The sequence below is a fragment of the Streptomyces sp. NPDC091289 genome (assembly GCF_044757365.1).
Lineage (GTDB): Bacteria > Actinomycetota > Actinomycetes > Streptomycetales > Streptomycetaceae > Streptomyces.
Genome location: NZ_JBIVUT010000011.1, coordinates 168,545 through 193,770, shown reverse-complemented (window position 1 = coordinate 193,770; position 25,226 = coordinate 168,545). Strand labels below are relative to the sequence as shown.

Here is a 25,226-nt window from a genome sequence, read left to right as displayed (position 1 = left end):
TCAACTAACGCTCCTGCTGGTGAGTGGGGCCGAGATGGATACTGCCGGTCTGCGGGCCGTTGTTGGCCTGCCGACCCTGCTGGATGCCCCGGCGGAGATTGGTCAGACGACCGCGCACGTCATCGGGCGCGCGCGAAACCTGAGGTCCGGACTGGTGATTCTGCTGCTGTGCGGTCCCCGGAACCAAATTGGCGCGGGGAACACGGCGGGGCAGCCCGGAAGTGGTGATACCACCGGCCGCGGGCTTCTTGACCCGCTCGGCCTGGCGTACGAGTTCGTCGTTGGGCGAGGCCCGCCAGGAACTGGTGACCGAGGTGTCGGCCGCACCACGCTGGGGCATGGGCGGAACGGGCACACCGGTGGGCTCCGGAGCGGCCGGCGCCTGCGGTTCGGCGGGCGGCTGCTGGCCGCCCTGGCCCGGACCGTGGAACCAGTTCGTCTCCAGGGTGTCGTACAGCGGCGTACGGCCGTCCCCCGGACCGGCCGGCGGCAGGGCCTCCGGCTGCTGGGGCTGCTGGGGCAGTGCCGGACGCGGCGCACCGAAGTCGTTGCCGTCCAGGCCGCGCTGACGCGGCGCGGGCAGCTGCTGACCCTGGTCGTACTGGCCCTGGCCCTGCTGGTTCTGGCCGTGCTGGCCCAGACCCTGCTGGTTCTGGTTCGGCTGCTGCGGGACACCGAAGTCGGGCCGGGCGAACTGCGCGGTGCTCGCCGGGTCCTGGCCCTGCGGAGCCTGCTGCGGGTACGAACCGTCCTGGGGAGCCGCCGGCGCCGAGAAGTCGGGCCGGGCGAACTCGGAGGTCGCGCCGGGGCCCTGGCGGTCGTCCGACGGCCGCTGGTTCAGCGGGGCGTTGAACGCCGGGTCCTGGCCGGGGCCCGCCGGACGGGCGAACTGCCCGGTCGCGTCGTGCTCCTCGTGACCGCGCGGGGTGTCGGCGCCCCAGCTGGTGGCCGCCGGCCGCTGCGGCTGCGGGTTGCCCCCGGGCAGCTCGGCACGCGGTCCACCGGGCGGCGGCAGCTGACGGCCGGGGCCGCCGGACTGCTGGAAACAGCCCTGGGCGGGACCGTTCTGCTCCTGACGGCCCTGGGGCTGCTGCGCCCCGGGACCCTGCTGACCCTGCTGGTTCGACTGGCCCTGCTGACCCTGCTGGTTCTGCCAGCCGGACGGGCTCTGCTGGTTCTGCTGGTTCGGCGGTGCGAACTGGCCCGGGCGGCCGTTCTGCCCGGGGGAGGGCGGAGCGCCGTGCCCGAACAGGTTGGGCTGCCCCGAGTCGCCGCGGCCGGGCGCGTCGCCCTGGGGGCCGCCCTGGGCACCGCGGGCACCGAGCCGGGCACTGTTGCCGAAGGCGCCGGAGAGGCCGCCGTTGCCCTGCCGCTGGGGGGCCTGACCCTGGCCCTGGGCCGGGAAGTCCTGGCCCGGCCCGCCGTTGTTCGGCCGGCCGTCGGAACCCGGGCCCTGCGGACGGCCCGCCGCGCTGTCCCGGGCCGGCAGCGCCGCCCGGGGACCCGCGCCGGCGCCGACCTGGCCGCGCTGTGCGCCGGGTCCACCGCCGAGGCTCTTGGCGCCCGGTCCGCCGGGACCGCTGCCGAGACCCGCACGCTGGCCGTTGCCCGCGCCGTTCCCGCTGCCCGCGAGCAGACCGCCCGGGGCGCCGGGCTGCTGCTGCCCCGGACCCTGCTTGGACGGCGGCTGCTTGCCGCCGTGCGCGACGTCGACGGGCAGCATGACCAGTGCGGTCGTACCACCGGAGTCGGAGGGGCGCAGCTGGATCCGGATGCCGTGACGCAGCGACAGCCGGCCGACCACGAACAGACCCATGCGGCGGGAGACGGAGACGTCCACCGTCGGCGGCTGCGCGAGCCGCTCGTTGATCGCGGCGAGGTCCTCGGGGGAGAGGCCGATGCCGGTGTCGTGGATCTCGACGAGCACCCGCCCGTCGGGCAGCGCGTGACCGGTGACCCGGACCTTCGTCTGCGGCGAGGAGAACGACGTGGCGTTCTCCAGCAGCTCGGCGAGCAGGTGCACGAGGTCGTTGACGACCCGGCCGGCGACCTCGGTGGCGGGCACCGCGGACAGCTCGATGCGCTCGTACTGCTCCACCTCGGAGGCGGCGGCACGGAGCACGTCGACCAGCGGGACGGGGCGGGTCCACCGGCGGCCCGGCTCCTCGCCCGCGAGGACGAGGAGGTTCTCGCCGTTACGGCGCATACGGGTCGCGAGGTGGTCGAGCTTGAAGAGCGAGGACAGCTGGTCCGGGTCGGCCTCGCGGGACTCCAGCTCGGAGATGAGCGAGAGCTGGCGCTGGATGAGGCCCTGGGAGCGGCGCGAGAGGTTGGTGAACATCGCGTTGACGTTGCCCCGGAGGAGGGCCTGCTCGGCGGCGAGGCGGACGGCCTCGCGGTGCACGTCGTCGAAGGCCGCGGCCACCTGGCCGATCTCGTCCCGGGAGTGCACACCGACGGACTCGACGGAGGTGTCGACGTCCTGCGGGTCGGTCTCGGAGAGCTGCTTGACGAGCTCGGGCAGCCGGTCCTGGGCGACCCGGGTGGCGGTGTCCTGCAGACGCCGCAGCGAACGGATCATGGAGCGGGCCACCACGAAGGCGCCGACGAGCGAGACGCCGAGCACGATGAAGATGACCGCACCGTTGATGATCGCGTCGCGCTGGGAGGCCTGGCGCAGCTCGCGGGCCTTGGCCTCCATGTCGCTGAGGAGGGTGGCCTCGATCGTCTCCATGGCCTTGATCTTGATGGTGCTCTGGTCGTACCAGTCCAGGTACGACCGGACCTGCTTGCCCTCGATCCCGTTCGTGGTGTCCAGGATCCGCTTGGCGTACATGTTCCCGGCGTTGATCTCCGGGTTGCCGTTGTCCAGGGGAGCCATGAGCTCCTCGGCGCTCTCCCCGGTCGTCCCGTAGATCGTCTTGAACGAGGTGAGGGCCCGGGACTCCTTGGCGAGCGCGTTGGAGCCGAACTGCCGGTCGTTCGGGTTGAGGTGCGGCTTCGTGACCGAACCGCCGGGCAGCGCCGCGGCGATGATCGCGCGCTGGACCGAGGCGTACTCCTTGGCGGAGGAGAACGCCGCCAGGGCCCGGGTCCGCTTGATCATGTCCGGGTTGCTGGTCGCCTGCGCCATGTCCTGCGAGAGGCTCAGCAGCGAGGTGATCAGCTGGTTGTACTGGTCGACCGTGTTGAGACTCGGTGCGCCCTCTTCGTACGCCGTCTTGCGGATCGTACGGATGGTGCCGAGCTGGGAGGCGATCTGCGAGATGCTCGCGTGGATGCTGTCGAGCGCCTCGTCGCCCTCGGAGTCGCCGATCGAGTCGGTCTCGTCGAGGAAGGCGTCCTTGGCCCGGTCGGTCTTGTCCCGGGGCCCGGTGACCTTGTAGTCGGTGGGCTTGGACTTGTTCGACAGCGGACCGGCCGACTGGTCGCGCTCCACCTGGAGCGCCTGGGCGAGCGAGGTCGCCTGCTTGGTCATCTTCGTCAGCAGCTGCATGTGCTCCAGCTGCTGCATGTCGGTCATGGACTCGTTGATCCTCAGACCGCCCAGGCTGGTCGCGGCGACCACGGGGAGGGCGAGGAGCGAGACCAGTCGCGTGCTGATGCGCCAGTTACGGAGCGCTATTCGCGAACCCGTGTCGACCGGGCCGCGCGGCTGTGCGGGCGCGTTCGGCTCCGCACCGCTGCTCGTCGTGGAGCCCGGGCGCTGCGCACGGTCGCTGTTGTCGCCGGCACCGGCCGGCCCGGGGTTCTGGGCGTGCTGGGGCGAGGAACCGCGGTCGGTCCCGCCGCGCGGCTCCTGTTCCGCCGGAGCGCTGCCATCCCTCTTGAAACGTCCCTGCACTAGCGTCGCAACCTCTGGACCAGGCGTCCCGCCCGCGTGTGCGGACCAGAACGGTGTCGGCTTCGTGGGGCGCTGGACGCGCCCCATGGTGGTCGTGTGAGTGACCGGCGAACTTCCCCCTCCCGCCGCCACTCGGCGCTGCGTTGCGCCCCTGCGCGCCGGCCTTGAAACCCGCGGCGGTGCGTGGAATTCCAGCACAGTGCAGGATCTCCAACAAGGCCCATGTACCGGGCTGTGACCTGGGTGACACGTTGTGATGAACGAGTAACAAGCAGTGCAGAGTGATCGTGGGTAAAGCGGACCATTGGGGAGGAGTCACCTAGGGGTGGGGGGTGTCCCAGTCGCGATGATCAGGAGCGGAATGGTGGATTCAGTGATGCAATGTCCGTTTTCTGGACCGGAGTCGACTGTCCGCAATGGGTGAATTGTCCATTAGTTCGTGAGCAAACTCACATGATGATCGTCGCCTCATCCCGGCTCCGGCGGGGAATCGGATGTTTAGCCTGACGCTTTACAGGGATGGCGAATCCGACAAGCCGGCGCCGCGACGAGCGGCGCCCACACCGACAAGGGTCCTGACGGCAGATGAAGACGACGACGATGTTCCGCAACATTGCCAACCCCCGGCGCACCACGCTGGCGCACCTCGAGGACGCCGCAGCGCTGCAGACGCCCCTGACGCCGGAGCACGCCGCCGACCTGCCGACCGTGACGGCCAACCCGCGCCGCACCATCCTGATGGAAGCCCCGGTCGCGGCGGCCCAGTAGTACCCCCGTCGTACGCACGGCCGTCCCCCTCATGCGCGCTAGCCTGGAGCGTCAGTCTTCAGCCAGCCAGCAAGTGAGGGGCGACAGCATCCCGTGCGCATCGCCAGGTTCTCCATCGACGGCAATGTCGCCTTCGGCGCCGTCGAGGGACAGGGCACCGTGGAATCCGGTGACCTCGTCCTCGACATCATCAAGGGCATTCCGTACGCCGACTTCGAGCTCTCGGGCACCAAGGTCCCGCTGAACAAGGTCCGGCTGCTGCCCCCCGTGCTCCCCAACAAGGTCGTGGCCATCGGCCGCAACTACGCGGAGCACGCCGCCGAACTCGGCCACGAGGTCCCCGACGCGCCGATCACCTTCTTCAAGCCCACCACCTCGGTGATCGGCTCCGGCGACGCGATCGAGTACCCCTCCTTCTCCAACGAGCTGCACCACGAGGCCGAGCTGGCCGTGGTCATCGGCCGCATGTGCCGCGAGGTCCCCCGCGAGCGCGTCAAGGACGTCATCCTCGGCTACACCTGCGCCAACGACGTCACCGCCCGCGATGTGCAGCAGCGCGAGAAGCAGTGGGCCCGCGCCAAGGGCTTCGACACCTCCTGCCCGCTGGGCCCCTGGGTGGAGACCGACGTGGACCCCCACGACCTCACCATCCAGGCCACGGTCAACGGCGAGCAGCGGCAGCTCGGCCGCACGAGCGACATGGTCCGCTCCATCGAGGACCTGATCGTCCACATCACGGAGGCCATGACCCTCCTCCCGGGCGACGTGATCCTCACGGGCACCCCCGCAGGGGTCGGACCCCTGCACGTCGGCGACGAGGTCGCCGTCACCATCGAAGGCATCGGCACTCTCACCAACAAGGTGATCAAGCGTGGCTAACGCACCAGCGGCACCTGTCCGCGTCCGTTTCTGTCCCTCCCCGACCGGCAACCCGCACGTGGGCCTGGTCCGGACGGCGCTCTTCAACTGGGCCTTCGCCCGGCACCACCAGGGCACCCTGGTCTTCCGGATCGAGGACACCGACGCGGCGCGCGACTCGGAGGAGTCCTACCAGCAGCTGCTCGACTCGATGCGCTGGCTGGGCCTGGACTGGGACGAGGGCCCCGAGATCGGCGGTCCGCACGCCCCCTACCGCCAGTCGCAGCGGATGGACCTGTACAAGGACGTCGCCGAGAAGCTCCTCGCCGCCGGGTACGCCTACCCCTGCTACTGCACCACCGAGGAGCTGGACACCCGCCGCGACGCCGCCCGCGCCGCCGGGAAGCCGTCCGGCTACGACGGCCACTGCCGCGACCTCACCGCCGAGCAGAAGGCCGCGTACGAGGCCGAGGGCCGCAGCTCGATCGTCCGCTTCCGGATGCCCGACGAGGCCATCACCTTCACCGACCTGGTCCGCGGCGACATCACCGTCCAGCCGGAGAACGTCCCGGACTACGGCATCGTCCGCGCCAACGGGGCCCCGCTCTACACCCTGGTCAACCCGGTCGACGACGCCCTGATGGAGATCACCCACGTCCTGCGCGGCGAGGACCTGCTCTCCTCCACCCCGCGCCAGATCGCCCTGTACCGGGCGCTCATCGAGCTGGGCATCGCCAAGGGCACCCCCGCCTTCGGTCACCTGCCGTACGTCATGGGCGAGGGCAACAAGAAGCTCTCCAAGCGCGACCCGCAGGCCTCCCTCAACCTCTACCGGGAGCGCGGTTTCCTCCCCGAGGGACTGCTGAACTACCTCTCGCTGCTCGGCTGGTCGATCGCCGAGGACCGCGACATCTTCTCGATGGACGAGCTGATCGCGGCGTTCGACATCGAGGACGTCAACGCCAACCCGGCCCGCTTCGACCTCAAGAAGTGCGAGCACATCAACGCCGAGCACATCCGCAAGCTGGATGTGAAGGCCTTCGCCGAGGCCTGCGGCCCCTGGCTGCAGGCACCCTTCGCGCCCTGGGCCCCCGAGGCCTTCGACGCGGAGAAGTGGACGGCGATCGCCCCGTACGCCCAGACCCGCGTCACGGTCCTCTCCGACATCACCGACAACGTCGACTTCCTCTTCCTCGACGAGCCGGTCGAGGACGAGGCGTCCTGGACCAAGGCGATGAAGGGCGACCCGGCCGCGCTCCTGACCACGGCCCGCGCCCACCTGGAAGCGGCCGACTGGAGCGACCCGGAGTCCCTGAAGAACGCCGTCCTCACCGCCGGTGAGGCCCACGGCCTCAAGCTCGGCAAGGCGCAGGCCCCGGTCCGCGTCGCCGTCACCGGCCGCACCGTCGGCCTGCCGCTCTTCGAGTCCCTGCAGATCCTGGGCCGCGAGAAGAGCCTGGCCCGCGTGGACGCGGCGCTGGCGAAGCTGACCGCGTAACGCAGCGACAGAACGCCCCGAGGAGGGCCGCGGCCGACCGGCTGCGGCCCTCCTCCATTTTCCCCCTCCGCGGCCGCCCGCCGACGGCTACCGTGAGATCCATGCCGATCCGCGCCGTGCTCTGGGACATCGACGACACGATCTTCGACTACTCGGGGGCCGACCGCACCGGTATGCGCCGGCACCTGGAGCGCGAGGGCCTGCCCGAGGCATACGCTTCGGTGGACGTGGCCCTCGACGCCTGGCGGGCGCTGAGCGTGAGGCACTGGGCGCGCATGGTCGCCGGAGAGACGGACTTCCCCGGACAGCGGCGGGACCGGGTGCGGGAGTTCCTCTCGCAGGAGCTGGCGGACGCCGAGGCCGAGGCGTGGTTCGGACGCCACGCCGCTCACTACGAATCCGCCTGGGCGCTCTTCCCGGACGTGCTGCCCGTACTCGACCTGCTGGACCCCGGCTACCGGCACGGGATCCTCTCCAATGCCAACACCCACCACCAGCACCACAAACTCACCGCCCTCGGCGTCCGGGACCGCTTCGAGTCGATGGTCTGCGCCGTGGAGCTCGGCATCTCCAAGCCGGAGGCCGGCGCCTTCCACGCCGCCTGCGAGGCGCTCGCGCTGGAGCCGCACGAGGTGGCGTACGTGGGCGACGAACCCGACATCGACGCGAGCGGGGCCGTGGCCGCCGGGCTCACGGGGATCTGGCTCGACCGGCGGGGGAGGGGCGGGAGGCCGGATCTCGTGACGATCACCGGGCTCGACCAGCTGCCCGGCCTGCTGGCGGGCAATACCCGTTTTGGAGCGCCGGACACCTTCGGGTAATGTTCTTTCTGCGCCGCCCGAGCGGGCCGAAAGATCCGGCCGGGAAGCGCAGACAGAAGTGAAGCCCCCACCAGGGGTTGCATTTCAGTGGGCTATGGTGTAATTGGCAACACTACGGTTTCTGGTACCGTCATTCTAGGTTCGAGTCCTGGTAGCCCAGCGCAAGACCAAGCAGTACGAGCACGATCAGCAGGACAAGCCCCCGTTGTGTAGCGGCCTAGCACGCTGCCCTCTCACGGCAGTAGCGCCGGTTCGAATCCGGTCGGGGGTACAGATCCTTCCCGCGAGAACATCTGGGTCGCACCCACGTTCTTGATGCAGGATCGCTAGGGCCCCCGTTGTGTAGCGGCCTAGCACGCTGCCCTCTCACGGCAGTAGCGCCGGTTCGAATCCGGTCGGGGGTACTTGTCTCACCATGGGCTATGGTGTAATTGGCAACACTACGGTTTCTGGTACCGTCATTCTAGGTTCGAGTCCTGGTAGCCCAGCGCAAGTCAGCAGTAACCACGCCCCCGTTGTGTAGCGGCCTAGCACGCTGCCCTCTCACGGCAGTAGCGCCGGTTCGAATCCGGTCGGGGGTACAACAGAGCGGTACGGGAAGGCCCTTCACTTCGGTGGAGGGCCTTCTCCGTGTCCCGGCAAGAGATGTGGGGGAGGCAACTCTCCCGCGCTCCACGGTGGTTGGGGTGGCGGCCGGGGGCGGCGGGGGCGGCCGGGAAAAGAAAAGGGCCGCCACGGCGCTGGGGCGGCCTTCCGGAAGAGGGGGGAGAAGTCGTGCGGGCGGGAGGTCAGCCCGTGCGGCGCAGGGCCTCGCTCAGCCGCGCTGCCGAGTCGATGACGGCCTGGGCGTGCATCCGGCCCGGGTGACGGGTCAGGCGCTCGATCGGCCCGGAGACCGAGACCGCGGCGACCACCCGGTTCGAGGGGCCGCGCACCGGGGCGGAGACCGAGGCGACGCCCGGCTCCCGCTCACCGATCGACTGGGCCCAGCCCCGTCGCCGTACGCCGGAGAGCGCCGTCGCCGTGAACCGGGCGCCCTGGAGGCCCCGGTGCAGGCGCTCCGGCTCCTCCCAGGCCATCAGGATCTGGGCGGAGGAACCCGCCTTCATCGTGAGCGTGGAGCCGACCGGCACCGTGTCCCGGAGTCCGGACAGCCGTTCCGCCGCTGCCACGCAGATGCGCATGTCGCCCTGCCGGCGGTAGAGCTGCGCGCTCTCGCCGGTGATGTCGCGCAGGTGGGTGAGTACCGGTCCGGCCGTGGCCAGCAGGCGGTCCTCGCCCGCCGCGGCTGCCAGTTCCGACAGCCGGGGGCCGAGAATGAACCGGCCCTGCATATCCCTCGCCACCATCCGGTGGTGTTCCAGTGCCACGGCCAGTCGATGGGCCGTGGGCCGTGCGAGCCCTGTCGCCGCGACCAGCCCGGCGAGGGTGGCCGGACCGGACTCCAGGGCGCTCAATACCAGAGCTGCCTTGTCGAGAACGCCGACGCCGCTAGAGTTGTCCATACGACGATACTCCCGTCTCACTCTGTGAAACGCAAGTTCAATTTTCGGCGGAAGTTGCGAACCTGTAGGGGCGGCCGCACAACGGCTCGTAGCCACCGCCCCGCACGGGGGTCCGGACGGAGGCACACCGATCTCTAGTTGGGCCGGCGAAGACGCCGGCCGGAGGGAAAGCGATGGGTAGGACACTCGCGGAGAAGGTCTGGGACGACCATGTCGTCCGGCGCGCGGAGGGCGAGCCCGACCTTCTCTTCATCGATCTGCACCTGCTGCACGAGGTGACCAGCCCGCAGGCCTTCGACGGTCTGCGCCAGGCCGGACGTCCGGTACGGCGCCTCGACCTCACCATCGCCACCGAGGACCACAACACCCCGACCCTCGACATCGACAAGCCGATCGCGGACCCCGTCTCGCGCGCCCAGCTGGAGACCCTGCGCAAGAACTGCGCGGACTTCGGCGTACGGCTGCACCCGCTGGGCGACGTCGAGCAGGGCGTCGTCCACGTGGTGGGCCCGCAGCTGGGGCTGACCCAGCCGGGCACCACCGTGGTCTGCGGCGACTCCCACACCTCCACGCACGGCGCGTTCGGCGCGCTGGCGTTCGGCATCGGCACCAGCCAGGTGGAGCACGTCCTGGCCACCCAGACGCTGCCGCTGGCCCGCCCGAAGACCATGGCCATCACGGTCGAGGGCGAACTGCCCGACGAGGTCACCGCCAAGGACCTGATCCTGGCCATCATCGCCCGGATCGGCACCGGCGGCGGCCAGGGCTACATCCTCGAATACCGCGGCTCCGCCATCGAGAAGCTCTCGATGGAGGCCCGGATGACCATCTGCAACATGTCGATCGAGGCCGGCGCCCGCGCGGGCATGATCGCCCCGGACGCCACCACCTTCGACTACCTCGAGGGCCGCGACCACGCTCCCGTGGGCGAGGACTGGGACGCGGCCGTCGCGTACTGGAAGACGCTGCGCTCCGACGACGACGCGGTGTTCGACGCCGAGGTCGTCATCGACGCCACCGAACTCGCCCCGTTCGTCACCTGGGGCACCAACCCCGGCCAGGGCGCGCCCCTGTCGGCCAACGTCCCCGACCCGGCCTCGTACGAGGACGCCTCGGAGCGCTTCGCCGCCGAAAAGGCCCTGGAGTACATGGGGTTGACCGCCGGGCAGCCGCTGCGTGACATCAACGTCGACACCGTCTTCGTAGGTTCGTGCACCAACGGCCGCATCGAGGACCTGCGCAACGCGGCCTCGATCCTGGACGGCCGCAAAGTCGCGAGAGGCGTACGGATGCTGGTCGTCCCCGGCTCGGTCCGGGTCGCCCTCCAGGCCGTCTCCGAGGGCCTGGACAAGGTCTTCACCGAGGCCGGCGCCGAATGGCGGCACGCGGGTTGCTCGATGTGCCTCGGCATGAACCCCGACCAGCTGGCCCCCGGCGAGCGCTCCGCCTCCACCTCGAACCGCAACTTCGAGGGCCGGCAGGGCAAGGGCGGCCGCACCCACCTGGTCTCGCCCCAGGTCGCCGCCGCCACCGCGGTGCTGGGCCATCTGGCCTCGCCCGCCGACCTGTCCGACGCCCGTACCCCCGCCGGAGTCCGATAGCCATGGAAGCATTCACCACGCACACCGGCCGGGCCGTTCCGCTGCGCCGCAGCAACGTCGACACCGACCAGATCATCCCCGCCCACTGGCTGAAGAAGGTCACCCGCGACGGGTTCGAGGACGGCCTCTTCGAAGCCTGGCGCAAGGACGAGAACTTCGTCCTCAACCGCCCCGAGCGCCAGGGCGCCTCGGTCCTGGTCGCCGGTCCCGACTTCGGTACGGGCTCCTCCCGCGAACACGCGGTCTGGGCCCTGCAGAACTTCGGCTTCAAGGCCGTCGTCTCCTCCCGCTTCGCCGACATCTTCCGCGGCAACTCGCTGAAGAACGGCCTGCTCACGGTGGTTCTGGAGCAGAAGGTCGTGGACGCCCTCTGGGAGCTGACGGAGGCCGACCCGACCGCCGAGGTGACCGTCGACCTGGAGGCCCGCCAGGTCCGCGCCGAGGGCATCACCGCCGACTTCGAACTCGACGAGAACGCCCGCTGGCGGCTGCTGAACGGCCTCGACGACATCAGCCTCACCCTTCAGAACGAAGCGGACATCGCGACGTACGAGGCGGCAAGGCCGGTCTTCAAGCCGCGTACCATTGCCGCCTGAGCAGCGCTTTTCCAGGACTGCGCCCCCTGCCTCCCGGCAGGGGGCGCAGTCGCTTGTTGAGACCCCGTCGGGCGACAACTCGCCCCAGATGGCACAATCGGTGCATGGAACGCGACAGCCAACTCAAGCTCTATGGCCAAGTCGCCGACCGATTGAAGGAAGCGCACGCGAAGGTGCGTGCACTGCAAGTCCCGGAGGGCGTACGGATGGCGCTGACCCGGAAGCTGCTGGTCGTCACGGCCGCGGCGAAGCACGATCTCCCGGACGCGGCAAGGCGTCTGGACCGGATGATGAAGGACCTCGATGAGGGCCGATTCCCCGAAGGTGACTGACACGTGGAACTGCGCATCGGTCGACTTCGTTGCGGCACTAGGGTGATTAGCCCGTTTCGTGTTTGATTTGCGGTATATATCTGCCTAACGTGCGAAAAAGCTTGAACACTTTCGTTCTGGCAATGTCTCCGAAGGGGAAGACGTGAACAAGGCGCAGCTCGTAGAAGCGATTGCCGACAAGGTCGGCGGCCGTCAGCAGGCCGCAGACGCTGTCGACGCGGTACTCGACGCGATCGTCCGTGCCGTTGTCGCCGGGGACCGTGTCTCGGTCACCGGCTTCGGCTCGTTCGAGAAGGTCGACCGCCCCGCCCGGTACGCCCGCAACCCGCAGACGGGTGAGCGCGTCCGGGTCAAGAAGACCTCGGTGCCCCGCTTCCGCGCGGGTCAGGGCTTCAAGGACCTGGTGAGCGGCTCGAAGAAGCTCCCCAAGAACGACGTGGCCGTCAAGAAGGCCCCCAAGGGCAGCCTCTCGGGCGGATCTTCCGCCGCCCGTACGACGGTGAAGGCCGCCGCCGCCAAGAAGTCGGCCGCCAAGAAGGCCACCGCGAAGAAGACCACCGCCAAGAAGGCGACTCCGGCGAAGAAGACCACCGCCGCAGCCAAGAAGGTCACCGCGAAGAAGACCACCGCGACGGCCAAGAAGGCCTCCGCGGCCGCGAAGAAGGCGACCCCGGCGAAGAAGGCCGCGACGACCGCCAAGAAGGCCGTCGCCAGCAAGACCGCGCCCGCCAAGAAGACCACGGCGAAGAAGGCGCCCGCGAAGAAGACCACGGCGCGCACCACCACGGCCAAGAAGGCCACCGCACGCAAGAAGTGAGACCGGGCACCCGCTCGCACCTCACAACGCGCCGGGCCGGGCTCCCCTCCGGGGGAGCCCGGCCCGCGGGCTGTCCGGGCCCCGTTCGGCCCAGCGGACACTCCGGGAACGACTGTGACTAGAACGTCTGCAGAGTCACCAGCGTGATCCGCAGGTCCGCCCCCACGCCCTCGCCCTCGATCCGCACCCGCTGCCCCGGACGCAGCAGCAGCAGGCCGCCCGCGTCGAAGGCCGGGGCGTCGAACTCCACCGGGGTGCCGTCGTCCAGCAGCACGCTGCCGCACCGGGTCTCGGGGTCGTACGTGTACGAGGTCGCCTGCATGGGCGGCAGCCTATCGGTCGGACACCGGGGCGGGCACGGCCGCGATCCGCGCCGTGTGCGGCCCCACCCCCAGGGCCAGCGCGACCCGCAGATCCTCGCCCGTATCCACGTCCCGGCGCACCGAGTCGACACCGGACAGCGCTATTTCCGCCGCCCCCGACGCCAGGTGCCGGGCCCCGGACGGACCACCGAAAGCCGGACGGAATTCCGCACCGCTCGCGGCGGCCAGAAATGTCGTCCCGATTCCCGCCGCGTCCCGGAGAAATGCGCTGGGAAAAGCGGAAGCAAAATCGAGCACCCGCGCCAATTCGGCGGTGCGCAGCGCGGGCAGATCCGCGTTGAGCGCGGCCACCGCGGCGGCGGGCCGCACGGCCCGCACGGAGCGGGCGCCGTGCGCGAGCGCCGCGTTGAGACCCGCCCCCGGAGCGTCCGGCACGATCCGCGCCCCGAGCGCGGAAAGGGCCGCCGCGGCCACGGCGTCGTCCGTGACGACCACCACATCCCGCACCCGGGCACAGGCCAGCGCCGCCGCCACCGTGTCCTGGGCGAACGCCAGGGCCAGCCGGGGCCGCGCAGCCTCGCCCGCCGCCCGCCCCAGGCGGCTCTTGGCCCGTGCGAGCGGCTTCAGCGGAACGACCAGGGACCAGGGCCCGGCCGGATCGGTGTTCGTGGCGATCTCCCCCTCCGTACGCGTCAGCACTTATTCTCGCCTGCCGGTACGACAACCCGGAGGCCCCCTACGCAACGTGAGGCGTACGGTGTTCTCGACAGAGCAGGGGCCTGGGGCGAGACTTGACCGTCAGTGGCCAGCCAGCAGGTCGAAGTCCCTAAGGAAGGTGTCCGAGTGTCCCGCCGCAGAATCGGCTTTTGGTACCGCCTGGCGGCGGTTATCGCCAAGCCGCCATTGGTGGTTCTGTTCAAGCGCGACTGGCGGGGGATGGAACACATTCCGGCCGACGGCGGATTCATCACCGCCGTCAATCACAACTCCTATCTGGACCCGCTCTCCTACGGCCACTTCCAGTACAACACCGGGCGGGTGCCGCGGCTCCTGGCGAAGGCCGGCCTCTTCCGCACCCCGTTCGTCGGGATGATGCTGCGCGGCACCGGCCAGATCCCCGTCTACCGCGAGACCACCAACGCCCTGGACGCCTTCCGGGCCGCCGTGGAGGCCATCGAGCGCGGCGAGTGCGTCGCCTTCTACCCCGAGGGCACCCTCACGCGGGACCCCGACATGTGGCCGATGGCCGGCAAGACCGGGGCGGCCCGGGTCGCCCTGATGACCAAGGTGCCCGTCATCCCCGTCGCGCAGTGGGGCGCCAACCTCGCGATGCCGCCGTACGCCAAGGAGAACAAGTTCCGGCTGTTCCCCCGCAAGACGCTCCAGGTGCAGGCCGGACCGCCCGTCGACCTCGACCGCTTCTACGGTCTGGAGCCGACGCCCGAGGTGCTGCGCGAGGCGACCGAGGTCATCATGGCGGCGGTCACCCGCCAGCTGGAGGACCTGCGCGGCGAGAAGGCGCCCGCCGAGCTCTACGATCACCGCAAAGCCCGTGCTGAACAACGGCGCAGGGCCCAGGGAAAGGGACCCACGTGACGCACCCCGTAAAAGCAGCCGTCTTCGGAACCGGCTCATGGGGTACGGCCTTCGCCGTGATCCTCGCCGACGCGGGCTGTGAGGTCACCCTCTGGGGCCGCCGCGCCGAGGTCGCCGAGACCATCAACACCACCCGCACCAACCCGGACTACCTCCCGGGCATCACGCTCCCCGACTCCATCCGCGCCACCACCGACGCCGCCGAGGCCCTGCGCGGCGCGGAGTTCGCCTTCCTCGTCGTGCCCTCCCAGACGCTGCGCGCCAACCTCGCCGACTGGGCCCCGCACCTGGAGCCGGACACCGTCCTGGTCTCCCTGATGAAGGGCGTCGAGCTGGGCACCGCCGAGCTGATGAGCGAGGTGATCGCGGACGTCACCAAGGTCTCCGCCGACCGCATCGCCGTCGTCTCCGGACCCAACCTGGCCAAGGAGATCGCCGAGCGCCGCCCCGCCGCGGCCGTCGTCGCCTGCGCCGACGAGTCCGTCGCCCAGCGCCTCCAGGCCGCCTGCCACACCGCGTACTTCCGGCCGTACACCAACACCGACGTGGTCGGCTGCGAGCTCGGCGGCGCCGTGAAGAACGTCATCGGCCTCGCCGTCGGCATCGCGGACGGCATGGGCCTCGGCGACAACACCAAGGGCTCCCTCATCACCCGGGGCCTCGCCGAGACCACCCGTCTGGGTCTGGCCATGGGCGCGGACCCGTTGACGTTCTCCGGACTCGCGGGCCTGGGCGACCTGGTGGCCACCTGCTCCTCGCCGCTCTCGCGCAACCACACCTTCGGCACCAACCTCGGCCGCGGCATGACGCTCCAGGAGACGATCGCCGTCACCAAGCAGACCGCCGAGGGCGTCAAGTCCTGCGAATCGGTCCTCGACCTGGCCCGCAGGCACGGCGTCGACATGCCCATCACCGAGACCGTCGTCTCCATCGTCCACGAGGGCAAGTCGCCGGTCGTCGCGGTCAAGGAGCTGATGTCGCGGAGCGCCAAGGCCGAGCGACGCTGACGTCTCCCTTACCAGCAGGTACGCTCATCGCGATATGAGCAGCGAGAACCTCCCCCAGAGCCCTGAGCGCCGCGAGAGCCCTGAGCAGCAGCGCCGCAAGCCCCGTGTGGCGGTCGTGTTCGGCGGCCGCAGCTCCGAACACGGCATCTCGGTCGTCACGGCCGGCGCCGTCATGAAGGCCATCGACCGGACGAAGTACGACGTCCTGCCGATCGGCATCACGACGGACGGCCGCTGGGCGCTCACCGCGGACGAGCCCGAACGCATGGCCATCGCCGACCGCAAGGTCCCCGACGTGGACGGCCTCGCCGAGTCCGCCGAGGGCAGCGTCACGCTCTCCGTGGACCCCGGCAGCCGCGAGGTCCTCTACAGCGAACCCGGCTCGGTGCCCAAGGCGCTGGGCGAGGTCGACGTCGTCTTCCCCGTGCTGCACGGCCCGTACGGCGAGGACGGCACCCTCCAGGGGCTCCTGGAACTCTCCGGTGTGCCCTACGTCGGCGCGGGCGTCCTCGCCTCCGCCGTCGGCCAGGACAAGGAGTACATGAAGCGGGTCTTCCTCTCCTTCGGGCTGCCCGTCGGACCGTACGAGGTCGTCCGCCCCCGCGAGTGGGACAACGACCCCGCCGCCGCCCGCAAGCGGATCGTGGACTTCGCCGGCGAGCACGGCTGGCCGCTGTTCATCAAGCCCGCCCGCGGCGGCTCCTCGATGGGCATCACCAAGGTCGACGGGCTCGAAGGACTCGACGAGGCGATCGAGGAGGCCCGCCGCCACGACCCGAAGTTCCTCGTCGAGTCGCTGCTGCGCGGCCGGGAGATCGAGTGCGGGGTGCTGGAGTTCGAGGACGGCCCGCGCGCCAGCGTGCCCGCCGAGATCCCGCCGGTCACCGCGCACGACTTCTACGACTTCGAGGCCAAGTACATCGACTCGGCCGCCGGTCTGGTGCCCGCACCGCTCACCGAGGAGCAGACCGCCGAGGTGCGGCGGCTCGCCGTCGCCGCGTTCGACGCCGTCTCCTGCGAGGGCCTGGTGCGCGCCGACTTCTTCCTCACGGAGGACGGCGGCTTCGTCATCAACGAGATCAACACCCTGCCGGGCTTCACCCCGATCTCGATGTACCCGCGCATGTGGCAGGAGAGCGGTGTCAGCTACCCGGAGCTGGTCGACCGGCTGATCCAGGCCGCGTTGAACCGCTCCACCGGACTGCGCTGACGCACCTGCCCGCGGGCCTCAGAACCGGCTCGGGACCGTCTTCGAGACCGGACCGGCGAACGAGGCCAGCGGCGTGATGTCATGGGCGTACGCCGAGGAGAGCGTGACCTCGACGTACGCCTTGCGGTACGTGGTGGTGAACCGCGGACCGGAGTCCTCGGGCTCCTCCAGCATCCACTTCACCCCGTCCGCCTCGACGCCCTGTGACTGGGGGTCGTCCATCTTCGCGGGCCGGGGGACCCCGCAGCGCAGTACGATCGCCCCGTCCCCCCAGCCGGCGGTCAGCTCCGAATCCGGGGAGGGGTCGCTGCGTTCCAGTTCGAGGACGGCCTTCGGCAGTTCCTCGTACAGGGCCGCGCAGTACGCGGCGGCCTCCGAGGACGGTGTGGGAACCGTGATCGAGGGCTGCGCGTCGCTGAGAGAACAGCCCGCCGCGGCCAGCACGAGCACGGCAGCGGACGGACCGAGGAATATCGAGTGGGGGGAACGGCGGGCGGATGACGTCACCGGCCCAGCCTAGACGGGGGTCAGAGGTGGACGACCGGGCAGGTCAGGGTTCGTGTGATGCCGTCCACCTGCTGCACTTTGGCGACCACCATGCGGCCGAGTTCATCGACCGTGTCTGCCTGGGCCCGCACGATCACGTCGTACGGACCGGTGACGTCCTCTGCCTGGATGACTCCCGGAATCTTGGAAATGGTCTCGGCGACGATCGACGCCTTGCCCACCTCGGTCTGGATGAGGATGTACGCCTGTACCACGGAACCTCCAGGGCGGCCACGAGGATCATGTGGGGGAAAGGGACGCCACGTTATCGCGTCGCCGAGGGCCACGGGGAGACCTACGGGCCGGATGACGTCCACAGCGTGGCGTACAGGGCGCAGAAGTTGACGTATCTCTTGACGGTACCGACAGCACAGACGGCTCGCGACCGGGGGCCCGGACGGGTGTCCGGGGCGATAAAGGAGAGGTGAGACTCGGTGAAGGGAACCGTGGGCGAGTTGGGGGAGTTCGGGCTCATCAGAGAGCTCACGTCCCGGCTCACCACCACTCCGGCGGTACGGCTGGGGCCCGGCGACGACGCCGCGGTCGTGGCCGCCCCCGACCGCAGGGTCGTGGCCAGTACGGACATCCTGCTGGAAGGGCGGCACTTCCGCCGCGACTGGTCGACGGCGTACGACGTCGGCCGCAAGGCCGCCGCCCAGAACCTCGCCGACATCGCGGCGATGGGCGCCGTGCCCACCGCACTGCTCCTCGGCCTCGTCGTCCCCGCGGACCTTCCCGTCACCTGGGCCGCCGAGCTGATGGACGGGCTGCGCGACGAGTGCCAGGTGGCGGGCGCGGCCGTGGTCGGCGGCGATGTGGTCGGCGGCGACACGATCACCGTCGCGATCACCGCGCTCGGCGATCTGCGCAACCACGAACCGGTCACCCGGGGCGGCGCCCGCCCCGGCGACGTCGTCGCGGTCACCGGCTGGCTCGGCTGGTCCGCCGCCGGATACGCCGTGCTCTCCCGCGGCTTCCGCTCGCCCCGCGCCTTCGTCGAGGCCCACCGCCGCCCCGAACCGCCGTACCACGCGGGCCCCGCGGCCGCCGGACTCGGCGCCACCGCGATGACCGACGTCAGCGACGGCCTCGTCGCGGACCTCGGGCACATCGCGGAGTCCAGCAAGGTCCGCATCGACCTGCGCTCCGGCCTCATCGACATCCCCTCGCAGATGTCCGACATCGGCCAGGCCGTCGGCGTCGACCCGCTCCAGTGGGTGCTGACCGGGGGAGAGGACCACGCGATCGTGGCGACCTTCCCGCCGGACGTGAAACTGCCCGCCCGCTGGAAGGTCATCGGCGAGGTCCTCAACCCCTCCGCCCTGCCCCAGGTCACCGTCGACGGCGCGCCCTGGACCAGCAAGGGCGGCTGGGACCACTTCGGCTCCATCGAGGACACCCAGCCGCGCGCGTGAGCGTTAGATTGCTGCGTATGCCCATACGTACCGCTGTACCGCCCCGTGTGCTCACCGTCGCCGGATCCGACTCCGGCGGCGGTGCGGGGATCCAGGCCGATCTGAAGACCATGCTCGCTCTCGGCGTGCACGGCATGAGCGTGCTCACCGCCGTCACCGCACAGAACTCCCTCGGCGTCCAGGGCGCGTGGGAGCTTCCGGCGGACGCCGTACGCGCCCAGTACCGCAGCGTCGTCGACGACATCGGCGTCCAGGCCGTGAAGACCGGCATGCTCGCCTCGGCCGCCCTCGTGGAGACCGTCGCCGAACTCCTCGCCGGGACCGACGCCCCCGTCGTCGTCGACCCGGTCGGGGTCTCCAAGCACGGCGACGCGCTGCTCGCCGCCGAGGCCCTCGATTCCGTACGGACGAAGCTGCTGCCCGTCGCCACCGTCGCCACCCCGAACCTCGACGAAGTGGCCCAGCTCACGGGGGTCCGGGTCACCGACGAGAGCGATATGCGCCGGGCCGCCGAGGAGATCCTCGCCTTCGGGCCGCGCTGGGTCGTCATCAAGGGCGGCCACCTGCCCGGCGAGGCGGTGGACCTGCTCACCGACGGGAGCGCGGAACACTGGCTGCGCGCCCCCCGGCACGACAACCGCCACACCCACGGCACCGGCTGCACGCTGGCCTCCGCCATCGCCTCCGGGCTCGCGCTCGGCAGGGACGTGCCCACGGCGGTACGGGACGCGAAGACGTACGTCACCGGCGCGATCGAGGCCGGCTTCCCGCTCGGCGGCGGCATCGGCCCGGTCGACCACGGCTGGCTGACCCGGACGGCCGTCTGAGCACGTCAAAAAGCCGGTCCACCGAGGTGGACCGGCTTTTTGGGCAACCGGAAGGCTGCGCTACGACGGGGACGTCAGCGCGCGACCTTGCCGGCCTTGATGCACGAGGTGCAGACGTTGAGCCGCTTCGGCGTCCGACCGACCACGGCACGCACGCGCTGGATGTTGGGATTCCAGCGACGGGACGTACGGCGGTGCGAGTGCGAAATGCTGTTGCCGAAGCTCGGCCCCTTGCCGCAAACGTCGCAGTTGGCAGCCACGGGTCACTCCAAAGACTTCAGATGCACTTACAGTGAATTCCGGCGCGCCGGATTCATGTGACTGAAGTGGCGACACCGGAGGAATGGGCCCGACTCTCATCGGGCAACCGGAGCAGCATACAACGCCTGCTTCGGAGATACGAAACTACCACGGGTCGGCCGCCCGCCCTCCCGCCCCCTGTCCGGGCCGGAACCCCGGCAACCGGGCTAACCTGCGGTGCAGCCCGTTGCCACGGCCGATCGAGGAGGACCATCGGTGCCGCAGCTCCCCGACGATCTGGACGCCGTCGCGGTGCGCACGTGGTGCTCACTGGCCCTGGAGGCCCTGGGCCGGGAGCGCGCGGAGATCGACGCGATCAACGTCTACCCCATCGCCGACGGGGACACCGGCACCAACCTCTATCTGACCGTCGAGTCCGCCGCCGCGGCCGTCGAAGCGGTGTTCGCCGCCCATGAGACCGGCGCCACCGTGCCCGCCACCGCCGACGCCGTACGCGCCATGGCGCACGGCGCCCTGATCGGGGCCCGCGGCAACTCCGGCACGATCCTGGCCCAGCTGCTGCGCGGCATGGCCGGAGTGCTCGCCGACGGCGGCGACGCGGCCCATCTGCGCCTCGCCCTCACGAGCGCCGCCGACGCCGCCCGGCAGGCCGTCGCCCACCCCGTCGAGGGCACCGTGCTCACCGTCGCCGCCGCGGCCGCCGAGGCCGCCCGGGGGGAGGACCCCGACCTGCGGGCCGTCGTGAACGCCGCGTACGCGGGGGCGCTCGCGGCCCTCGCCAGGACCCCGGAACAGCTCGCCGTCCTCGGCCGGGCGGGCGTGGTCGACGCCGGGGGGCGGGGGCTGGTGGCGGTCCTGGGCGCACTGGTGGAGACGGTGACCGGGCAGGCTCCGGTACGTGGGCCCCGCAGCGGCCCCGGGAAGGCGCCCGCGCCCGTGGACGGCGGGTCCGTGGTGGGCCTTCCGGTGGGCGGCACCCCGGTCGAGGGCGTCACGGAGGGGGGCTTCCCGGCGGGCGGCGTTCCGGGTGGTGGTGTCCCCGGGGGCGGTGTTTCCCCGGGGGAGGGCCCGCTCGACTGCCCCGAGGACGCGGACGGCGGCGGGCCCGCGTTCGAGGTGATCTACCTCCTGGAGGCCCGTGACGAACAGGTGGCCCGGCTGCGCGCCCGGCTCGACGCCCTGGGCGACTCCCTGGTCGTGGTCGGCGGCGACGGGCTCTGGCACGTCCACGTGCACGTCGACGACGCCGGGGCCGCCGTGGAGGCGGGCGTCGAGGCTGGCCGGCCGTACCGGATCCGGATCACCCACTTCGCCACCGAGAGCGGCCACGACCTCCGCGTCCAGGCCGAACCCGCCCAGCGCGCCGTCGTCGTCGTGGTCCCCGGCGACGGACTGGCCGGGCTCTGCACCGAGGCCGGCGCCACCACCGTGATCGCCCGGCCCGGCGAACCGCCCGCCAGCGGCGAACTGGTCGACGCCATCCGCCGCGCCCACGCCCGCGAGGTGGTGCTCCTGCCCAACGACGCGGCCCTGCGCCACACCGCGGCGGCCGCCGCCGAACAGGCCAGGACCGAGGGGGTCCGGGTCGCCCTCGTCCCCACCCGCGCCGCCGTCCAGGGCATCGCCGCCCTCGCCGTCCACGAGCCCGACCGCGGCTTCGACGAGGACGTGGTCGCCATGACCGCCGCCGCCGGCGCCACCCGCTACGCCGAACTGGCCGTCGCGGAACGCCAGTCGTGGACCATGGCCGGGATCTGCCAGGCCGGGGACATCCTCGGCCTGATCGACGGCGACGTGGCCGTGATCGGCGCCGACGTCCCGGCCACCGCCCGCACCGTGCTCGACCGGATGCTGGCGGCCGGCGGCGAACTGGTCACCCTCGTCCTCGGCGAGGACGTCCCCGACTCGCTGGCCGACGCGCTGGAGGCGCATGTGCGCGAGGGCCACCTCGCCGTGGACACCGTGGTCTACCGGGGCGGGCACCAGCGCGCACCCCTGCTGATCGGCGTCGAGTAGCGCCGGTATCCGCTGCGCGGTCGCGCCCGGCGGACAGCTGTCAGTGCCGTGGTGTGCAATGGATCGCGTGTCCTCGTTCGATGAACCTCTCAAGAAGCTGCTCGGCGGAGCCACCGCGAAGGTGATGGCCGAACACCTCGACCTGCACACGGTCGGTGATCTGCTGCACCACTACCCGCGGCGGTACGAGGAGCGCGGCAAGCTGACCGCGCTGGCCGACCTCCCGCTGGACGAGCACGTCACGGTGCTCGCCCAGGTCGCCGACGCCCGGATCCTGACGTTCAACAACGGCCGGGGCAAACGCCTGGAGGTCACTCTGACCGACGGCAGCGGCCGCCTCCAGCTGGTCTTCTTCGGCCACGGCGTCCACAAGCCGCACAAGGAGCTGCTGCCGGGCCGCCAGGCGATGTTCGCGGGCAAGGTCTCCGTCTTCAACCGCAAGATGCAGCTGGCCCACCCCACGTACCAACTGCTCGACGCCTCCGACACGGACGAGGCGACCGAGGCCGTGGACGCCTTCGCCGGACGGCTGCTGCCGATCTACCCCGCCTGCAAGCAGCTCGACTCCTGGCGGATCGCCAAGGCCGTCGACGCCGTCCTGCCCAGCGCGCGGGACGCGGTGGACCCGCTGCCCGCCTCTCTCCGCGAAGGCCGGGGCTTCACTCCGCTGCCCGAGGCCCTGCTGAAGGTGCACCGCCCGCAGACGAAGGCGGACATCGAGGACGCCAGGGCCCGGCTCAAGTGGGACGAGGCCTTCGTCCTCCAGGTCGCCCTGGCCCGCCGCCGGTACGCCGACACCCAGCTCCCCGCCGTCGCCCGCCGCCCCGTCGCGGACGGCCTGCTGGACGCCTTCGACGCCAAGCTGCCCTTCACCCTCACCGAGGGCCAGGAGAAAGTCAGCAAGGAGATCTTCGACGACCTGGCCACCGAACACCCCATGCACCGCCTCCTCCAGGGAGAGGTGGGTTCGGGCAAGGCCCAGCCCCTCGACTCGCTGGTTCTGACACCCGGCGGATTCAAGCCGATGGGAGAGCTCCGGGTCGGAGACGAGGTCGTCGTGCCCGCCGGCGAGGTCGCCATCGTCGATGGAGTGTTTCCGCAGGGTGAGCGTGAGGTGTGGCGTCTGCTCCTCTCCGACGGCAGCTCCGTCGAGTGCGACGACGAGCATCTCTGGATCGTCGGCACCAGCTGTGGGTGGCATCGCGGTCAGCCTCCCAAGGTGATGACGACGCGGGAGATCCGCCTCGATACCTTCAAGGCCAACGGATCGTCCAAGTGGTACATCCCCGTGGCGACGCCCGTCGATCTGGGAGACGATGGCGCCCTTCCGCTCGATCCCTACCTGCTCGGCCTGCTGTTGGGCGACGGGTCATTCCGGCACAACCTGCGGCTGTCCACGGTCGACGACGAGATTCACGCCGCGGTAGGGGCGGCGGTCTCACCGGAGTGCCATCTGGCTCCTGTGACCGGGTCTCCCTGCGACTACACGATCCAACTGGCCGAACGGACCGGAGGCATGCGGAACCCAGTGATCCAGGTACTCCGTGACCTGGGCCTTTGGGGCTTGACCTCCCACGACAAGTTCGTTCCGGCCTTCTTCAAGAACACCTCGATCAAGAATCGGCTGGCCCTGCTGCAGGGCTTGCTGGATACGGACGGGACGATCCAGGCGGACGGGCTGAGCGTTTCCTTCTGCTCCGCGTCGCTCAGGCTTGCGGAAGACGTGGCCTGGATCGTGCGCTCGCTGGGAGGCCGCGCGCGAGTGCTGCCGAGGAAGAATGCCTTCAACGTCTCGATCGCACTGCCTGATGAATTTGCTCCTTTCCGGCTGACCCGCAAGGCGGAGCGAGTGCGGCCTCGGCCCGAATACAACACCTTCCGCCGCGGAATCCGCGGTGTGGAGCATGTGGGCAGGAAGCCTGTCCAGTGCATCAGCGTCGCTCATCCGAGCCACGCCTACATCACGGACCACTTCACGGTCACGCACAACACGATGGTGGCCCTGCGCGCCATGCTCACCGTGGTCGACGCGGGCGGCCAGGCCGCGATGCTCGCCCCCACCGAGGTCCTCGCCCAGCAGCACCACCGCTCCATCACCGAGATGATGGGCGAGCTGGCCGAGGGCGGCATGCTCGGCGGCTCGGACCGGGGCACCAAGGTCGTCCTGCTCACCGGCTCCATGGGCATGGCAGCCCGTCGCCAGGCCCTGCTCGACCTGGTCACCGGCGAGGCCGGCATCGTCATCGGCACCCACGCCCTCATCGAGGACAAGGTGCAGTTCCACGACCTGGGCCTGGTCGTCGTGGACGAACAGCACCGCTTCGGCGTCGAACAGCGCGACGCCCTCCGGTCCAAGGGGAAGCAACCGCCCCACCTCCTCGTCATGACCGCCACACCCATTCCCCGTACGGTCGCGATGACGGTCTTCGGCGACCTGGAGACCTCCGTCCTGGACCAGCTCCCGGCCGGCCGCTCCCCGATCGCCAGCCACGTCGTCCCCGCCAAGGACAAGCCCCACTTCCTCGCCCGCGCCTGGGAGCGCGTGCGCGAGGAGGTGGAGAACGGCCACCAGGCGTACGTCGTCTGCCCCCGCATCGGCGACGACGCGGAGGAGGCTGAGGGCAAGGGCGGGAAGAAGGCGAAGGCGAAGAAGGTGGCTCCCGAGGAGGACGGGGACAAGCGCCCGCCGCTCGCCGTCCTGGAGATCGCCGACGAGCTGCGCAAGGGCGCGCTGGCCGGGCTGAGCGTCGAGGTGCTGCACGGCAGGATGCACCCCGACGAGAAGGACGACGTCATGCGCCGGTTCGCCGCCGGGGCCGTGGACGTCCTGGTCGCCACCACCGTCATCGAGGTCGGCGTCAACGTCCCCAACGCCACCGCCATGGTGATCATGGACGCCGACCGCTTCGGCGTCTCCCAGCTCCACCAGCTGCGCGGCCGCGTCGGCCGTGGCTCAGCCCCCGGGCTCTGCCTGCTGGTCAGCGAGGCCCACGAGGCGAGCCCCGCCCGCGCCCGGCTCTCCGCCGTCGCCGCCACCCTCGACGGCTTCGAGCTCTCCCGTATCGACCTCGAACAGCGTCGCGAGGGCGATGTGCTGGGCCAGGCGCAGTCCGGAGTGCGTTCCTCGCTGCGGATGCTCACGGTCATCGACGACGAGGAAGTGATCGCCGCCGCCCGCGAGGAGGCCGTCGCGGTCGTCGCCGCCGACCCGGATCTCGAGCATCTGCCCGAGCTGCGCACGGTGCTGGCCGCCCTGCTCGACAAGGACCGCGAGGAGTATCTCGACAAGGGGTGAGGGAGCGGGGGCCGACCCGCCGGTCGGGCCGGTGCGGGCCGTACGCCATATCGTGGACGCACGGCCCGCGCCCAGCGCGAGCCCTTCTGC

Annotated in this window: 22 protein-coding genes and 5 tRNA genes; 20 read left to right on the top strand and 7 right to left on the bottom strand. The window is 70.7% G+C overall.

Translation table 11 applies throughout. From position 1 onward, the window contains the following. Positions 1–4: 4 nt before the first annotated feature. A complete protein-coding gene (locus tag ACIQPT_RS16960) occupies positions 5–3,844 on the bottom strand; it encodes a nitrate- and nitrite sensing domain-containing protein (protein WP_401156612.1) in 3,840 nt (1,279 codons plus the stop codon). 585 nt (positions 3,845–4,429) lie between these two features. Between ACIQPT_RS16960 and ACIQPT_RS16955 the strand changes: the two genes are divergently transcribed. The 9 genes from ACIQPT_RS16955 to ACIQPT_RS16915 all read left to right on the top strand — a co-directional run bounded on the left by ACIQPT_RS16955 (position 4,430) and on the right by ACIQPT_RS16915 (position 8,370). Then, positions 4,430–4,612, top strand: a complete 183-nt coding sequence (locus ACIQPT_RS16955; protein WP_401156611.1) for a hypothetical protein — start codon at positions 4,430–4,432, stop codon at positions 4,610–4,612. Between the two features lie 93 nt (positions 4,613–4,705). Beyond that, positions 4,706–5,491 carry a fumarylacetoacetate hydrolase family protein gene (locus ACIQPT_RS16950; protein WP_401156610.1) on the top strand — a complete coding sequence of 262 codons (786 nt, stop codon included), beginning with the start codon at positions 4,706–4,708 and terminating at the stop codon, positions 5,489–5,491. After that, on the top strand, positions 5,484–6,968 hold the full coding sequence (gene gltX / locus ACIQPT_RS16945) for a glutamate--tRNA ligase (RefSeq protein WP_401156608.1): 1,485 nt from the start codon (positions 5,484–5,486) through the stop codon (positions 6,966–6,968). Before ACIQPT_RS16950 ends, gltX begins: the two co-directional genes overlap by 8 nt. Positions 6,969–7,069: 101 nt before the next feature. Next, positions 7,070–7,789: an HAD family hydrolase gene (locus ACIQPT_RS16940; RefSeq protein WP_401156606.1), complete on the top strand. Its 720-nt coding sequence runs from the start codon at positions 7,070–7,072 to the stop codon at positions 7,787–7,789. An 88-nt stretch (positions 7,790–7,877) separates the two neighbouring features. Next, a tRNA-Gln gene (locus ACIQPT_RS16935) sits at positions 7,878–7,949 on the top strand. Positions 7,950–7,987: 38 nt separating this feature from the next. Then, positions 7,988–8,060: transfer RNA gene (locus ACIQPT_RS16930), tRNA-Glu, on the top strand. Between the two features lie 60 nt (positions 8,061–8,120). After that, a tRNA-Glu gene (locus ACIQPT_RS16925) sits at positions 8,121–8,193 on the top strand. A gap of 12 nt (positions 8,194–8,205) precedes the next feature. Continuing rightward, positions 8,206–8,277, top strand: a tRNA-Gln gene (locus ACIQPT_RS16920). 20 nt (positions 8,278–8,297) lie between these two features. Further along, a tRNA-Glu gene (locus ACIQPT_RS16915) sits at positions 8,298–8,370 on the top strand. Between the two features lie 207 nt (positions 8,371–8,577). Here ACIQPT_RS16915 and ndgR read toward each other — a convergent pair. Beyond that, the gene (ndgR, locus tag ACIQPT_RS16910) at positions 8,578–9,294 is read right to left on the bottom strand and encodes an IclR family transcriptional regulator NdgR (protein ID WP_003966003.1); all 717 of its coding nucleotides are present in this window, start codon (positions 9,292–9,294) and stop codon (positions 8,578–8,580) included. A gap of 173 nt (positions 9,295–9,467) precedes the next feature. On the opposite strand from ndgR, the gene leuC reads away from it, so the two are divergent. The 4 genes from leuC (at position 9,468) to ACIQPT_RS16890 (ending at position 12,640) form a co-directional block, all read left to right on the top strand. Further along, positions 9,468–10,895: a 3-isopropylmalate dehydratase large subunit gene (gene leuC, locus ACIQPT_RS16905; protein ID WP_401156603.1), complete on the top strand. Its 1,428-nt coding sequence runs from the start codon at positions 9,468–9,470 to the stop codon at positions 10,893–10,895. Between the two features lie 2 nt (positions 10,896–10,897). Further along, positions 10,898–11,491 (top strand): 3-isopropylmalate dehydratase small subunit, encoded by a 594-nt coding sequence (gene leuD, locus ACIQPT_RS16900; RefSeq protein WP_401156602.1) that lies wholly within the window; start codon positions 10,898–10,900, stop codon positions 11,489–11,491. 104 nt (positions 11,492–11,595) lie between these two features. After that, the gene (locus tag ACIQPT_RS16895) at positions 11,596–11,823 is read left to right on the top strand and encodes a hypothetical protein (protein WP_030589444.1); all 228 of its coding nucleotides are present in this window, start codon (positions 11,596–11,598) and stop codon (positions 11,821–11,823) included. A 142-nt stretch (positions 11,824–11,965) separates the two neighbouring features. Continuing rightward, on the top strand, positions 11,966–12,640 hold the full coding sequence (locus ACIQPT_RS16890; protein ID WP_286023555.1) for an HU family DNA-binding protein: 675 nt from the start codon (positions 11,966–11,968) through the stop codon (positions 12,638–12,640). 118 nt (positions 12,641–12,758) lie between these two features. Here the strand turns inward: ACIQPT_RS16890 and ACIQPT_RS16885 are convergent, their stop codons facing one another. Continuing rightward, positions 12,759–12,962, bottom strand: a complete 204-nt coding sequence (locus ACIQPT_RS16885) for a hypothetical protein (RefSeq protein ID WP_401156600.1) — start codon at positions 12,960–12,962, stop codon at positions 12,759–12,761. Between the two features lie 10 nt (positions 12,963–12,972). After that, a complete protein-coding gene (gene cofC, locus ACIQPT_RS16880) occupies positions 12,973–13,659 on the bottom strand; it encodes a 2-phospho-L-lactate guanylyltransferase (RefSeq protein WP_401156722.1) in 687 nt (228 codons plus the stop codon). A 147-nt stretch (positions 13,660–13,806) separates the two neighbouring features. Between cofC and ACIQPT_RS16875 the strand changes: the two genes are divergently transcribed. The 3 genes from ACIQPT_RS16875 to ACIQPT_RS16865 are packed head-to-tail and all read left to right on the top strand — an operon-like array spanning position 13,807 to position 16,776. Further along, positions 13,807–14,559 (top strand): lysophospholipid acyltransferase family protein, encoded by a 753-nt coding sequence (locus ACIQPT_RS16875; RefSeq protein ID WP_401156598.1) that lies wholly within the window; start codon positions 13,807–13,809, stop codon positions 14,557–14,559. Continuing rightward, positions 14,556–15,566, top strand: coding sequence for an NAD(P)H-dependent glycerol-3-phosphate dehydrogenase (locus ACIQPT_RS16870; protein WP_401156596.1), 1,011 nt, complete (start codon positions 14,556–14,558; stop codon positions 15,564–15,566). The genes ACIQPT_RS16875 and ACIQPT_RS16870 overlap by 4 nt, the downstream gene beginning before the upstream one ends. Positions 15,567–15,600: 34 nt before the next feature. Next, complete coding sequence (locus tag ACIQPT_RS16865) at positions 15,601–16,776, top strand: D-alanine--D-alanine ligase family protein (protein ID WP_401156594.1); 1,176 nt, start codon at positions 15,601–15,603, stop codon at positions 16,774–16,776. 18 nt (positions 16,777–16,794) lie between these two features. Here ACIQPT_RS16865 and ACIQPT_RS16860 read toward each other — a convergent pair whose 3' ends face one another. After that, positions 16,795–17,283 carry a DUF3515 domain-containing protein gene (locus ACIQPT_RS16860; protein ID WP_401156592.1) on the bottom strand — a complete coding sequence of 163 codons (489 nt, stop codon included), beginning with the start codon at positions 17,281–17,283 and terminating at the stop codon, positions 16,795–16,797. 20 nt (positions 17,284–17,303) lie between these two features. Then, positions 17,304–17,537: an Lrp/AsnC family transcriptional regulator gene (locus ACIQPT_RS16855; RefSeq protein ID WP_006127869.1), complete on the bottom strand. Its 234-nt coding sequence runs from the start codon at positions 17,535–17,537 to the stop codon at positions 17,304–17,306. A gap of 219 nt (positions 17,538–17,756) precedes the next feature. Between ACIQPT_RS16855 and ACIQPT_RS16850 the strand changes: the two genes are divergently transcribed. Further along, positions 17,757–18,737 carry a thiamine-phosphate kinase gene (locus tag ACIQPT_RS16850; protein WP_401156590.1) on the top strand — a complete coding sequence of 327 codons (981 nt, stop codon included), beginning with the start codon at positions 17,757–17,759 and terminating at the stop codon, positions 18,735–18,737. Positions 18,738–18,754: 17 nt separating this feature from the next. Next, the gene (gene thiD, locus ACIQPT_RS16845; RefSeq protein WP_401156588.1) at positions 18,755–19,564 is read left to right on the top strand and encodes a bifunctional hydroxymethylpyrimidine kinase/phosphomethylpyrimidine kinase; all 810 of its coding nucleotides are present in this window, start codon (positions 18,755–18,757) and stop codon (positions 19,562–19,564) included. A 74-nt stretch (positions 19,565–19,638) separates the two neighbouring features. On the opposite strand, the gene rpmB is transcribed toward thiD, so the two are convergent. Continuing rightward, complete coding sequence (gene rpmB, locus ACIQPT_RS16840) at positions 19,639–19,824, bottom strand: 50S ribosomal protein L28 (protein ID WP_003965989.1); 186 nt, start codon at positions 19,822–19,824, stop codon at positions 19,639–19,641. A gap of 256 nt (positions 19,825–20,080) precedes the next feature. On the opposite strand from rpmB, the gene ACIQPT_RS16835 reads away from it, so the two are divergent. Both ACIQPT_RS16835 and ACIQPT_RS16830 read left to right on the top strand, forming a co-directional pair. Then, positions 20,081–21,841: a DAK2 domain-containing protein gene (locus ACIQPT_RS16835; RefSeq protein ID WP_401156586.1), complete on the top strand. Its 1,761-nt coding sequence runs from the start codon at positions 20,081–20,083 to the stop codon at positions 21,839–21,841. 58 nt (positions 21,842–21,899) lie between these two features. Next, positions 21,900–25,136 (top strand): helicase-related protein, encoded by a 3,237-nt coding sequence (locus ACIQPT_RS16830; RefSeq protein WP_401156584.1) that lies wholly within the window; start codon positions 21,900–21,902, stop codon positions 25,134–25,136. The last annotated feature ends 90 nt before the right edge of the window (positions 25,137–25,226 follow it).